The 13,049-nt window shown below is 62.2% G+C and carries 11 protein-coding genes; 6 read left to right on the top strand and 5 right to left on the bottom strand.

Annotated elements, in window-relative coordinates; all coding sequences use genetic code 11:
* Positions 1-9 precede the first annotated feature (9 nt).
* The 4 genes from D2V17_RS01125 to D2V17_RS01110 all read left to right on the top strand — a co-directional run bounded on the left by D2V17_RS01125 (position 10) and on the right by D2V17_RS01110 (position 3,265).
* Positions 10-597 carry a GntR family transcriptional regulator gene (locus D2V17_RS01125; protein ID WP_191229012.1) on the top strand — a complete coding sequence of 196 codons (588 nt, stop codon included), beginning with the start codon at positions 10-12 and terminating at the stop codon, positions 595-597.
* 113 nt (positions 598-710) lie between these two features.
* Positions 711-839: a benenodin family lasso peptide gene (locus tag D2V17_RS01120; RefSeq protein WP_245978407.1), complete on the top strand. Its 129-nt coding sequence runs from the start codon at positions 711-713 to the stop codon at positions 837-839.
* A gap of 57 nt (positions 840-896) precedes the next feature.
* Positions 897-1,577 (top strand): lasso peptide biosynthesis B2 protein, encoded by a 681-nt coding sequence (locus tag D2V17_RS01115; protein ID WP_119591308.1) that lies wholly within the window; start codon positions 897-899, stop codon positions 1,575-1,577.
* Positions 1,553-3,265: an asparagine synthase-related protein gene (locus tag D2V17_RS01110; RefSeq protein ID WP_119591307.1), complete on the top strand. Its 1,713-nt coding sequence runs from the start codon at positions 1,553-1,555 to the stop codon at positions 3,263-3,265. The genes D2V17_RS01115 and D2V17_RS01110 overlap by 25 nt, the downstream gene beginning before the upstream one ends.
* On the opposite strand, the gene D2V17_RS01105 is transcribed toward D2V17_RS01110, so the two are convergent.
* From D2V17_RS01105 to D2V17_RS01085, 5 genes are all read right to left on the bottom strand, one after another.
* The gene (locus tag D2V17_RS01105; RefSeq protein WP_220474043.1) at positions 3,251-5,251 is read right to left on the bottom strand and encodes an Atxe2 family lasso peptide isopeptidase; all 2,001 of its coding nucleotides are present in this window, start codon (positions 5,249-5,251) and stop codon (positions 3,251-3,253) included. The two genes, D2V17_RS01110 and D2V17_RS01105, sit on opposite strands and share 15 nt — an antisense overlap.
* A gap of 83 nt (positions 5,252-5,334) precedes the next feature.
* Positions 5,335-8,220 carry a TonB-dependent receptor gene (locus tag D2V17_RS01100; RefSeq protein ID WP_191229011.1) on the bottom strand — a complete coding sequence of 962 codons (2,886 nt, stop codon included), beginning with the start codon at positions 8,218-8,220 and terminating at the stop codon, positions 5,335-5,337.
* A 170-nt stretch (positions 8,221-8,390) separates the two neighbouring features.
* A complete protein-coding gene (locus D2V17_RS01095; protein ID WP_119591304.1) occupies positions 8,391-9,404 on the bottom strand; it encodes a FecR family protein in 1,014 nt (337 codons plus the stop codon).
* Positions 9,404-9,967, bottom strand: a complete 564-nt coding sequence (locus tag D2V17_RS01090) for an RNA polymerase sigma factor (protein WP_245978405.1) — start codon at positions 9,965-9,967, stop codon at positions 9,404-9,406. Before D2V17_RS01090 ends, D2V17_RS01095 begins: the two co-directional genes overlap by 1 nt.
* A gap of 424 nt (positions 9,968-10,391) precedes the next feature.
* Positions 10,392-11,309, bottom strand: a complete 918-nt coding sequence (locus D2V17_RS01085) for a HEPN domain-containing protein (RefSeq protein WP_119591303.1) — start codon at positions 11,307-11,309, stop codon at positions 10,392-10,394.
* 571 nt (positions 11,310-11,880) lie between these two features.
* Between D2V17_RS01085 and D2V17_RS01080 the strand changes: the two genes are divergently transcribed.
* Together D2V17_RS01080 and D2V17_RS01075 are read left to right on the top strand one after the other, a co-directional pair.
* A complete protein-coding gene (locus D2V17_RS01080) occupies positions 11,881-12,267 on the top strand; it encodes an MbcA/ParS/Xre antitoxin family protein (RefSeq protein WP_119591302.1) in 387 nt (128 codons plus the stop codon).
* A gap of 2 nt (positions 12,268-12,269) precedes the next feature.
* Positions 12,270-12,950 (top strand): RES family NAD+ phosphorylase, encoded by a 681-nt coding sequence (locus tag D2V17_RS01075; RefSeq protein WP_119591377.1) that lies wholly within the window; start codon positions 12,270-12,272, stop codon positions 12,948-12,950.
* Positions 12,951-13,049: the final 99 nt, after the last annotated feature.

The following is a 13,049-nucleotide window of genomic DNA, read 5'->3' as shown; positions in this document are numbered from 1 at the left end:
TGCTTCGCGATGAATGCGGCACCGGTGTTCGATCGGGTCTATAGCGGCCTCAAGCAGATGCTGCGCGAGGGGCGCAGATCGCCCGGAGCGCGGCTCGATCCGGCGGCGCTTGCCGACGAGCTCGCCGCGAGCATCACCCCGGTGCGCGATGCACTCTATCGGCTGACCGGCGAGCGCATGGTCGATGCGGCGGGCGAGGGCTTCCAGGTGCCCTTGCTTACGGAACCCGACCTGCGCGACCTTTATGCCTGGAATCTGCAACTGCTTCTCGCCGCGCCGCGTCCTGTCGATCCACCGGTGGGAAACACTGCGGCGGGCCTGCCCGCATCAATTGCCGAACGCGCCGCCGGGATCTTCGCGGGGATTGCGCGGCTGTCGGGCAATTGCGAGCAGCTCGCGGCGATCCACGCTCTTAATGACCGGCTGCATGCGGTGCGCATCGGCGAGGAACACTGGTTCAACGATTGCGGCGACGAGCTCGCCGCCTTGGCCCAAGCCGAAAGCCGCGAGATCCGTGTCCTGCTCGGGCGCTACCATCGACGGCGGATCGCTGCGGTGCCTGAGCTACTGCGGCTGCGCTACCGCGCGCATGGTTAAGATATTGCCGACGAACTTCCTGCAAATATGCTCCATATAAATTTGGGATTTGTCAGCGCGGTCCGGACTCTTGGACTGCCGCGAATCATGGCGGTGGAACCAAGGAGATGATCATGCAGATGCAAGACCTTTGCCACGAACTGATCGATCTCGGCGTCGCCAGCGTCGAGACCCAGGGCGACGGCCTCGAGCCGTTCGATATTGGCGGACTGCAGCGTGTCGCCGGCATCGCCGACGATTGACGAACCCGCCTGCGCTGGCGCGCCGCCTGGCGCGCCAGCCTATCAACGGATTTCCCCATGTGGCGTCTCGCCGAACATGTCAGCTTTTGTTGGGTGGATGGACAGGCCGTGTTTCTCGACCTGTCGCGCGACCGCTACTTTGCGCTCCCTCGCAGCGTAAATTGCGCGTTTCGTCAGTGGAGCGAACAAAGTGACGCCAGCACCGCCATGCCCGAGACTCTGATTAAAAACGAACTCGTCGTCCCCGCCGGACAAGACGATCCTGGTAATGTGCAGCCTTGCGCATTGCCGGCTCCCACCGAAGCCCTCGCGCTCCTTGATTCAAGAGATCGCTTCCGCGTCACGCGCGCTGTTGAAGCGGCGTTGATTCTGGCATGGATGCGACGACAAGTGCGACGGACGCCCTTACGGACACTCGTTGCCGAGGCCTCGCGCCGCAATGCTGGGGGTAAGCAGTTCGCATCGCGCGTTTCGGTCACTGACCTGGCTGAAGAATTCGCGCGAATTCGTGCCTGGTTCCCCAAACATCAGACATCGTGCCTCCCGGATTCATTGGCTTTGTCGATGTTCCTCGGCCGGTACGGCCATGCGATAACGCTTGCCTTTGGCGTGACCGTGCATCCCTTCGGTGCGCATTGCTGGGTCCAAACCGGCACGACATTGCTCAACGATACGCTCGACCATGTCGTTCGATACACACCAATCCGCGTAATATGTCTCGCCGCTACGCCGCACTGATCGATGCGCCAGCGTCGGTGATCGAAGAGGCGATCGCCAAAGGCGCGGAACAAGGCATGTCCTGCGTTTGCCAACTGCCTTGGTTGACCCTGATTGCGGACAGGGATCTGCAGATGACAAGGCTAAAGGCGACGCCCGGTGTCATCGTAGGAGAGCTCTTCAGGAGATCCGGCGAGGATGGCAGGAGCACCGCCCAAAGGATCGCAGTGCTCAACGACCTGCCTGACGCATGCTGGGGAGCCTATATCGTTTTTGCGCATTCGCCAGAGGGCATTTCGGTCCTCCGCGGTGCGTCGGGTCCTAATCCCTGCTATTTTACACAGCTCGAAGAAGGTTGGGGCTTTGCCTCGGACGCCGCACTGCTTTCGCAAATGACAGAACGGAATTTTGCGGTGGATTGGCAGGCGCTTGGCGCGTTGTTGCTCTATCGAGAATCGCGACCCGAACAGACTTGTCTGGCGGAAGTTCGCGAGCTGTTGCCAGGGACAATGGCGGTGATCAGCACGGACAGGGTAGGCATCCAGACGATATGGTCACCTGAGCCGTACATTACTGCGCCAATCGGAGCCTTCAAGACTGCATCCGATAGACTGCACGATGCGATACTTCGCGGCGTTACAGCATGGGCAAAACGTTTCGAGCGGCCGCTGCTCGAGCTGTCGGGAGGTCTGGATTCGAGCATCGTCGCCGCTGCACTCGCTGAAGCGGGCAGCAGGTTTCACTGTCTTAGTTACAGAGCTTCTGGCGCAGACCTCGATGAAACCGACTATGCGCGCCGCGTTGCGGAACATCTCGGCATGTCCTTTGAGGTGGTTTTCCCGGATTCCAGTGCAGTCCGGCTCGAAGTCTCCGCTGCGGCGCATCTGCCGCGACCGCACGCACGCAGCTTTATCCAGGAGACGGATCGTCTGAGTTGGGATGCTGCGCGGCGCATCGGAGCGGATGCTTTTTTTACCGGCAATGGCGGCGACAATGTCTTCTGCTTCCTGTCATCGGTCGCACCGGTTCGCGATCGCCTGCGTTCGCGCAATCCGTTCGCAAGTTGGAAAACAGCTGCCGATATTGCGCAGGTATGCGAAGTCGGGAGGTGGGAGGTGCTCATCAAGTCCATACGCGGAAGCTTCCAGCGCTCGGCGCATTCGGAATGGCATTGGACACCGGATTTTCTCTCTGCCGATGTTGTGACAGACACAGCTCGACCGCTTCCACACCCCTGGCTTGCGGCTTGCGACCGATCTGCGCCGGGGAGCTGCGCGCATGTCGCTGCCATCCTGCGTATTCAGAATTATCTGGAGGGCCATGCTCGCCTGGCGCATGCGCCACTGATTGCCCCTTTGCTTTCGCAACCGATTATCGAGACCTGTCTTGCGATCCCGAGCTGGCATTGGTGTGCGGGCGGCCGCAATCGTGCGGTTGCTCGCGCTGCCTTCGCCGATGACCTGCCGAAGGACATTCTCGGGCGACAGGGCAAAGGAAGTTTCGCCGGTATGATTTCGCGCATCCTGGAATCTCGCAAGGATCAGGTCCGCGCAATGCTGCTCGATGGCCTCCTCTCCGAAAATGGGCTGCTGGACCGAGCATTGATTGATCAGCAGCTTCGCCCGGAATCGCCGGTATCCAGCCGAAGCGCCGGGCGCATCCTCGGCCTCGTGGATGCAGAGGTATGGGCACGATCATGGGTCGGGTAAGGCGGACGCTCGCGCGGGAACGGACTCCGCCAACGCGTGCCACCGGCGATACTGAGTCTCCTTTGCCGGGACGGCATCCTCTTTGCCGCGCAGCCAAAAATCAAGCCAGTCGATCACTCTTGCATAGATCGCCGCACGATGCTCCGGCTGCCATTTTATATGCATCTCGTTGGGGAAGACGTACATGTCTATCGGGCGCTGCGCTGCACGTAGTGCTGCGACTGTCTCCAGCGCCATCCGATACTCTTCGTCTGAGGCCTGGATGAGGATTGGCGGTGTCGCCACCTTCTCGGCGTTCTGGGCCAGCGAGAAGTCGGGCCAGAAGCCTTCTTCGCCATATCCTGGGTATCCCCATTTTTCGGTGCTAGCCGCATAGGCTGGGCCTGAAAGAAACTGCGTGAAGCTAGGTTCATCGCAGCAGGTGCTGAGGATAGCCGTCGCGAACCGGCGGCTGTGCAGCATGGCATAGGCAACCGTACTTGCACCGTCGCTGAGTCCGGTGATCGCGACACGTTCGGGGTCGACCACACCGCGTGCGATCGCCGCGTCGATCGCTGCAGTCAACGCTGTAAAGTTTCGCCGCCGTTCAGCGAGCCCGGCCAGATTGCGGCGCACGAAGGTATCGAGATCTGGCGACGGCGGATCAGCACCCGGCTGAGGTGGTTTGTGAAAGCTGAGCACGGCATAGCCGCGGTCGGCAAGCAGGTGAATTGGATACTCATCGCCGGTTCCGCCGCGCAGAAACCCGCGGCTGGTATATTGAACCACGACCAGCGGATGGTGTTCACCCGGTCGATAATCCGGCGGAAGGACGAGACGCGCAAAACCCGGTGCGCTATCGGCCGAAACCGCCGCAAGCGTTTCGACCGAACCGGTGCGAAGGGCTGTCCATTCGGGGTTCGGATCGAAGAGCGGCGTGATCGCGCCATTGCGGACCGCAACGCGAACGAGCCTTCTTGGCTGGTCTGCCGCTTCCTGCGCGCAAAAAAACGAAGGTTCGAGTAGGACGCAGCCGATCAGCAGGGCGTCAGTCTGCCATAACCGCACTGGCAGCGTTGGACCGGGTCTCCAGCGGTAGAGGGTCAGCCGTCCGCCACCCGAATTACTCTCGTCATGAAGGAACAGAATGCTCCCGTCGCGATCCCACCAAAAGCCGGTGACATTGGTGCAAGCAGGCGCAGAGCAGACCTGCTCACGCCCCTGCGAGCTCGTCTTCAGGCGGATGGGAGAGAGGAAAGCCGTCGGCTGGTCGGTGCCCAGCCACGCCAGCGTCGCCGGGTCGTCAGGCCGGGTTATGGCATCAGCCTTGCCCGACGCGCGCACGGACGAAGCCTGGACTGAACTTACCGCATGCGTAGTGAGATCGATCGTCTGCTCGACAAACGACACATCCCCTTGTGGGAGCGGTCGGTTTGCACTGAGCGGCCAGAAGCGCTCATCGAAATGGAAGCCACTCCGGCCTTCCTCTGCGAAAGTAGCGATCGCGTCCGGTATTCCCGGACGTGTCGTGAAGTGGATAGCGGTCCCGTCGGACGACCACGAAAAGCGACGTACGTCGACCGGCGCATGTGTGACCTGTTCCGCGGTGTTTCCCTCCAGCGCTACCCGCCAGACCTGGGTACGACCGTGATCGCGTCGCATATAGGCGACCCATTGCCCGTCGGGCGACCAGGCAAGAGGCGAACTGGTCACAGTCCCGTTCGGCTTGTCGGCCCGTCCGAAATAGTCGCTGCTCATGATCAAGGGCTCGCCGCCTTCGTCGAGCAAGCGCCTGGTCCCATCGTCGAGCGACAACAGCATGATGCCATAGCAATAGCTGTTGCTGGAAATGTCGGCACGACGCAGTGCGATGGCAATATGGCGCCTGTCCGGAGACAAGGCGAACGGCGGATCCATCGACGGGTCCTGCCAGGGATCGCCAAAATCGCGCAACTCAATGATATCGCGTGCCGTTACCGCGCGTCGCGGTTCAAGCTGCTCCGCCACCGGCGGTAGCAATCGTTCGCGGCACGAGTCTGGCGAGGATGCGGACGGACTTGCTGCCGCCCACAGGAATGTCGCAGCCAGCATTACCATGTTTTGGTTACCTGGAGCGCGACAACACGTCCCACCGGGCTCGCATTCTCCGGATCATAACCGATCGTTGTGAGTCCGAGATTATTGACGGTGAAGGGAGGATCATTGTCGAGCAGATTGCTCGCGCTCAGGGCAAGCGTTGTGCCTGCCAGCGGCCCGTGATCAGCAGCGAGGCGATAGCTGAGCTGTGCGTCAACAGTGACCCAGGCGTCGACCTGTTGCGGCACGGCGTCGCTGCGGTTCTCATAGCCGTCGACATAATTGACGACCAACGCCGCACCGAAGCGCTTTCCCGAGTAGCTGGCACGGCTGCGGAACCGCAGATCGACGGGGTTGCCGAGCGTATCAAGAATGTCGATCTCCGGCGCATCCCCGGTCAGCGCCTGGCGAAAGCCTGAAAGCCAGCTGCCACCGACTCCCACTTCCAGCGAACCGTCGGCGAACTCGCTGCGATAAGCGAGATCGAAATCGAATCCGTTAAGATTTTGCCTGGCAAGATTCTGGGTCCGGGCGTCGATGATTGTCGTCACCTGAGACGCTGTTATCGGAAACAATGCTACATAGCCTGGCCCCGAGAAATAGGCCGCGACAGTTGCCGGGTCAGGAGAGGCATCGATGATCGAGGCGTAGGTCGCCCGGTTTATAAGAAAATTCAGCGTTTCGGAGGCCGGACTGGCGATCCTGTCGCGATAGTCGATATCGAAATAGGTCAATCGGGCGGTCAGCCCAGCGAGAAAACTAGGTTCGAAATCGAATCCCGCGGTCCAGCTGGTCGCACGTTCGGGCCCGAGGTCCGGAACCGTGCCGCGCAGAATCAGCGCATAGGTAATGCCGGTTGGCGATGTCGGGTCAGTAAGGCCGATCGCAAACTGAAGCGGAGATGCCAGGTCCGGGCGCAGGTCGTTGAAAGTCGGCGCGCGGAAAGAGGTACCCCAGGTTCCGCGCAAGGTCAGACCCTCAAAGGGCTGCCAGGATAGTCCTAGTTTAGGATTGGTTGTGTCTCCGAAGTCGCTGTAATGCTCGAAGCGCACCGCCGCCGACAGATCGAGCCGTCGCACTCCGACAAGACCGAGGTCCGGAGCCGCCAACGGCAGGAGAAGCTCGGCATAGCCGGCGGTGACCCGCCGCGGGTCGGGCATCGGCGTCGGCGCAAGCTCGACGGGGGTCAACGTTGTTGTATCGCTGATCGCGGGACTGTCGCGAAACCGCTCATGTCGGTATTCGCCTCCTAGAGCGAGCTGAGCATCACCAGCGGGAAGCCGGAACAGCGGGCCATCAGCACGCACTAGTCCAGACACCATCGTGTAACGCCCGCTGTCACTGGTGCTTCCCCGGATGGAATCAATCGTTATCGGATTGGTGTTCGCTCCGTCGCCGAGGAGGTTGTAGGCCGTCGCGGGGTTCGTGTCGGCGAGTGCTGCGGCAAGGCGAGCGGTATTGACCCGATTGTAGAAGACCGAGTCTTCGCGCTGCGTGCCATAGGTCGCATGCGCGTCGAATGACCATTTCCCGACGTCCAACCGGAGTCCAGAACTGGCGCCGAGTGCTTCTGATCGACCGCGCAGCGTCTCCGGTCCCAGATCCTCAACGAAGCTGTACCTGACCTGGATTGGTTGGTTGGTGCCGATCGGATCAATATAGAAGGGGTTGGTGACCGGGACGGTGCGCAGCGCGTTGTTGCTTGAGGCGCGGAGACGCCGATCGAACTGGCGACTGCCGAACAGCGCCTGGGCGTAGAATTCAAGGTTTGGCGCGAGTTCCTGCTGCATGGCCGCAAACAGCGCGTGGCGTTCCTGAAACGGTAGCGCGTCCGCGCCCAACCATTGGTCCTGCAGGTTCTGTGTTCCTGCTGCGAGGTCCGACGCGGCGAGATTGCCACCGTCCTGTCCAGCGGGGATCGCAAAAGTCTGGCCGCCGGAAACGATGGTACCGGGATTGGCGTAGTTCGCCCGATAGTCTCCGCCGCCGTCGAACCTACGCAAGTCTTCACTTATATAGGATCGATCGGCGACCGCCAGGCGGTCGCGTCGGTAAAAATCATAGGCGATGACGAAATTGCCACTTTGCCAGCGCTTGCCACCGATGGCGCCTGCCTGAAGCTCATCGAAGCCATCGGCGAGCCCGTAGCGGGCGGTAGCCTCCAACCCTTCGAACTGAGTTCGGGGAATGATGTTGACCACGCCCGCGACCGCATCGGATCCGTAGAGCGCGGAGGCACCGTCAGGCAGGATCTCGATGCGCTGGATGGAGATCGTCGGGATCATCGAAAGATCAGTGAAAGCACCGGCAAAACCGGCCATCGGAGGGCGTTCTCCGTTGAGCAGAGCGAGCGTCGATCCGGTACCGAGCCCACGGAGATTAACCCCGGACCCATAATTTTGATTGAGTGAGGCATTGCCGCGATTGGTCTCGATGGTGGTCTCGTTAGGTCCGCCCCCGAAATTCTGCGGCAGCGCCTGGAGGATCTGCTGCGTCGTCCCATAGCCGCTTTGTTCGATGTCACGGCGGTCGATCGTCGTGACCGCCGCGCCCGCAGGCGCCCGACCGCGAATGCGGGTGCCGGTGACGAGGATTTCGTCGTCACCGGCACCCGCTGCCGCCGAGGACTGCACCCGGTCGGCAGGGACATGCTGAAGGACAAGGGCGTCACCGACGCGTGCGACCATCAAGGGCGTGTTGGCGATTAGCCGGGCGAGTGCTTGCTCGGGGGTGAAATCACCGCGCAATGCAGGCGCGCGCAGTCCCCCGAGCATGTCGGCGGACGCAACGATCGTCGCGCCCGACTGATCGACCACGTCGCGGACCGAGCGCGCGAGGTCCTGCGCCGGCAGGTCATATTGCTGCCGCTCGCCACTCTGTGCGCATGCGGGCATCGCCATGCACATGGCGACCGCCGAAACTCCCAACTGAACCAAGTGATATCCGCAAAGCCCCATGCCACTAATTCCCCCGCGCCCGCACCGTGCGGATCGCTTGGGGGACATGACGACAGCGGCGCGGGTTCCCCCCCCCGGGGCGCGCACAATATTTTTTCGCGATCCCTGTCGGGTCAGGGGCGCATGAGTACCGCATTGCCTTGCGGATCATGGTCGACGCGTAATCCGAAAGCAGTGGCCAGCGCCTGTGCCAGCTGGTCGGGATCGCCGGCGCGGAAGCCTCCGGTAAAGCGCAGCTTGCCGAGCCCGGGGTCGCCAAGCCGGACCTGGCGGGCGGCGTAGCGATTGGCTTCGGCAAGCACGTTCTCAAGCGGCGCGTTTTCGAAGCTCAGCGTTCCCGAGACCCAGCTTTCCCCTGCAGCTGGTGCGGTCTCAGGCGACGCGGGCCTATCGACCAAAGCCATTTGTCCCGGCTTCAATCGCACCGCAGGGGCCGCAGCATCACCCGCCGCGCCGGACTTCGATCGGCGAACCTCGACCGAGCCTTCGATCAGCCGCACGCGCGGCCGGCCGCCGATCAGCGAGACGTCGAACCGGGTGCCGGTCGCAACGACTTCGCCGCCGCCTGCCGCGACGATGAAGGGGCGGCCGGCATCATGCGCGACTTCGAAGCGGGCGCGTCCGGCAACGAGGCGCAATCGTCGCTCGCCAGACGAGAAGGCTACGGAAATGCGGCTGTCGCTGTCGAGCGTAACCACAGAGCCATCGGCGAGCGACACGCGTCTGATATCCCCGCGCGGGGTTTCAAGGGTATCGCTGGCAGCGATCTGCACGCCCGGACCTGCATCCGGCAACGTACTCCAAGCCGAAATGAGCACCGCGCCGAGCACCAGCATTGCGGCGAGCGTCGCCGCGAGCGCGAGAGCGCGGAGCCGAAAGCGGCGGCGGGGTGGGGCGGGCAGCCCCTTTCGCCCCTGTCCCGAAGGCGTATGGCCGACGAGTCTGCCTTGGTCCCACCGAAGTCGCATCCGGTTATAGGCGGCTGCATGGGCGGGATCCGCGCGATACCAGGTGTCGAATTCAGCGCGATGCCGCTCGGCGTCGGGGCTACGCATCCGTGCGAACCATTCGGCGGCCGCAAGACGTACGTCGTCGTCCGGCGAAGTTTCCGGCGGTGGCGGCGCCATCAGCGCGGACCAAGCCCGCGGTCGAGTGCGACCATGGCGCGGGCGATCGCCTTTTCGACCTGCTTGACCGTGAGGCCGGTGCGCCCTGCAATCTCGGTATAAGTTAGCCCTTCGAGGCGGTGTGCCATGAAAACCTCCCGTGTGGTTTCGGGAAGCTCCAGCATGACAACCTCCAGCCGGTCAAGCATGTTGCGCACCTCCAGCAGGTGCACCGGGTCAGTTCCGGCAGGAAGATCAGGATCGGCCGACACGTGCAGATCAGCCGATCGCCTCCGGGCGATCTTAGCGCGGTCGCGCAGCAGGTTCTGGGCGATGCGCGTCAGATAGCCACCGGGATTGCGAACCCTTGTTCGTGGACCTTGTCCCAGCGCCCGGGTGAAGGTTTCGTGGACGAGGTCCTCCGCCTCGTCGGGAGACGCGGTGCGCCGCCGGAAAAACCGCCACAAGCGCGGGGCCTCGGCCTCGTAAAGCGCCGCCACATCCGCCACCTGCCGAACTTCCTCGTCAGCGGCGTCCGCTGCGGCCGCGTTAAGGCGCTCGGTCTCGGTCGGGTTCACTCGCACGCCAGGCTGGGGCGGCAACGCCACCCCTCCAGACAATCGAAACCTGCAGTTTTCTCCATCGACCGGCCTCCGCTAGCGAGGCTCGGCCTTTAGAAAGCCGGGTGATGAGAACGCGCTTGGGAAAACACGCGCCGACGCCTTTAGCCGCGCACAGCCTGGACATGCACGCCGGCCACCCGGCCGCAGCAAGCAACCGGTGACTTGTCCCAAGCGAGGTTCTCACGCCTCGGCGCCGCCCTGATTGCGGCGCGCGAACAGACTATACCGCCTTTGCCAAACTGCAAGCCATGCCCATCAAAGCCAGAAATGTCACCGAAAGGCCTTGGATAACAGAGACGAACTGAGGAGCCGCGCATTACCGCATGGGCTTGCCGCTTCCCGGGGGCGCCCGCCGTTCTCGGAATGGGGTGGTGCTGCCGCGCCGTCAGATGCCTGCATCAGTTCGCAGCAGCGCCAGACGTTCATGGCACAGCGCTTCAACGATATCGCGAAGTTGCTTCACTGATGACGCAACGGCGTCCAGGTCGTCGGCGTCTATCACAAAGCTCGCGGAATAGCGCGCCTCGACATAGGCACGCTTGAGCAATTCGAAGCGTCGGCGGTCCAGTCGTGTCTCACGCGGCCATGCGTCAATCAGACGGGGCTCTTTGTCCTCGGCCAGAGAGCGCAGAAACTTGATGTTGTGAGAGCGTGGAAAGTAGAGCGTACGGGTCAGCAAGAAACAGGCATAAGCCGTTTCAGTGGCTTGATGCAGATTGAATATGGCCTTGTTGCGCCAATCGCGCTCGTCGCCCTGTTCCCGGGCAAGCTTCGCCATCTGAAGCCAGTTGTCTGCCGACAGTATCTGATCATCAAAATACCGTTTCGCCATCTCATACGCGTCGATCGGGGCGAGCGGCTTGGGCGCGGTCAGAGCGTGGTGGGGCAGTTCATAAAGGACGATGCCGTCGCGGACGATATCAACCCAGAAATACTCGCCGCGTTCGAGCGCCTGGTTCACCTCCTGTAGCGTGTGGACGATGATGTTGACCGGGCGGCCAATCGCCGGGTCATGCAGGATCTTGTCCTCGGCGATATACCAATAATCGGCAATGTCGGTCAGGCTGTCGTGATTGACGATGATCAGCAGGTCGAAATCCGACTGATAACCGTTCTCCGGCTCATCGACCCAATCGTCGCGCGCATAACTGCCGAACAGGATGATCTTGAGAATGCGCCCGTTGCGCTTCCACGGCTGGGTAGCGCCGGAAATCGCCTGCGAAAACTCGGTCATCAACGTCTCACGGACGCGTGCAAGCTCGGCCTGCTGTACTTCGGGAAGATGATCGAGGTCGACGCGCATATTTGTCCTATCGGCGAATGCCCCAAGCATATCGCTGAAGACTCCGCGGCTCAATGGATAGCCCCGCCCGGGCGTTGAGAAGTCGCTTGGAAACAACCGCCGACGCCCTTAGCGCGAACCGCCTGGACACAGCGCCGACCACCCGGGCAGAGCCACGGTCAGTGTGGCGCGTTGTTGCGGAGAAGGGAAGCGCCAGCGATCCCGGTCAGAGCCAGCTGGGAGCAGATTGCGCAGGCGTCATGGTTGCCACGCCACTGTCTCAGAGAACTTGTGGTGAGAGGGCGGCGGCTTGTCCCATGTACATGGCGTCTCGCCCACATGAGTGGGTGACCGCGCTCTATGCCGCCTTGCTGGTGCTGCGGCGCCACCGGGCCAGCTATGCCGTCACGGCCGAAGGTGACGATCACGGACGCGTGCCAGGGCAGCGTGCGGCCCCGGTCTGTGGGTGGAACTTCCTCATTCAGTCCTGCCATGTGATGGGTTGGTCATTACGAATTGATCGTATTATACACTCAATCTTGACATATGTTCACAATATAAACATATCTGCCTTGAAAGGAGACAAGGCATCATGGCTGTCGCGTCGGTCGTCAAAGCAAAGGATCGTAAGGACCTTACCGGTCCGGCGCTGCGGACCTTCTTCCGCATCGCCGAGGCATGGGGGCTGAAGGAGCAGGAGCAGATGCGACTGCTTGGTCTCGACAGCCGGTCTACGCTGCAGGCCTGGAAACGGGGTGCCATTGCTGCCCTTTCCAAGGATGCGCTTGAGCGCATTTCCTACGTCATGGGCATCTACAAGGGGCTGCATATCCTGTTGCCCAAAACGGCGGACGAGTGGGTGCGCAAGCCCAACACGGCCCCGATCTTCGCCGGGCGTTCAGCGCTCGACCGGATGTCCTCGGGCAATGTCGCAGACCTCTATGTGGTACGCCAGTATATCGACGCGCAGCGCGGTTGATCGTGTCCATTCCCGTCTCCGCTGTCCGGTGGCAACCCTGCTACCGGATCATCCCGAGCCGTTTCCCCCCGATCGAGCTATTCGAGGCGGTCGCCGATCCGGCCGACCTGGAGGCGGTGTTCCGGATTGAGGCGATGACCAATGATCGTCTGCGCGAGGAGGTGGGAGAACTGACTTTGGTGCCGGCCGAGGACCGTGTGGCGGGGCCGGGCACCTCGCCGATCATGGCCGCCTTCACCCATCTCAACCCGGCAGGCGATCGCTTCACCGATGGCAGCTACGGCGTATTCTATGCCAGTTTGACCATCGAGACCGCGATCGCGGAAACCAGGCATCATCGCACGCGTTTTTTGGCAGCGACTGAAGAACCCGCGCAGGAGATCGACGTGCGGGTCTATGCCGTCGACCTTGACGCCGATCTTCACGATATCCGCGCGATGCGCGACAGCCATCCCGCCTATTATCACCCCACAAGCTATGCTGTGTCTCAGGACCTGGGGCGGGCCTTGCGCGATGCCGGATCAGATGGTGTGGTTTATGCGAGCGTGCGGGACGAGGGCGGCGAGTGCGCGGCTGTCTTCCGGCCTCGGCTCCTGTCGAATTGCAGACAGGAACGTCATCTCTGCTATGTCTGGGACGGTCGCGCCATCTCCACCATCTATGAGAAGAAAAGCCTCGATTGAACAGGATATGGCGTCTCGCCCGCCAAGCGGGCGACCGCGCTCTATGCCGCCTTGCTGACGCTGGGGCGCCACCGGGCCGGCGATGCCGTCACGGCCGCA

The sequence above is a fragment of the Aurantiacibacter xanthus genome (assembly GCF_003584015.1).
GTDB lineage: Bacteria > Pseudomonadota > Alphaproteobacteria > Sphingomonadales > Sphingomonadaceae > Alteraurantiacibacter > Alteraurantiacibacter xanthus.
Note: the sequence above shows the minus strand (reverse complement) of the source record. Positions and strands in the feature narration are given on the sequence as shown.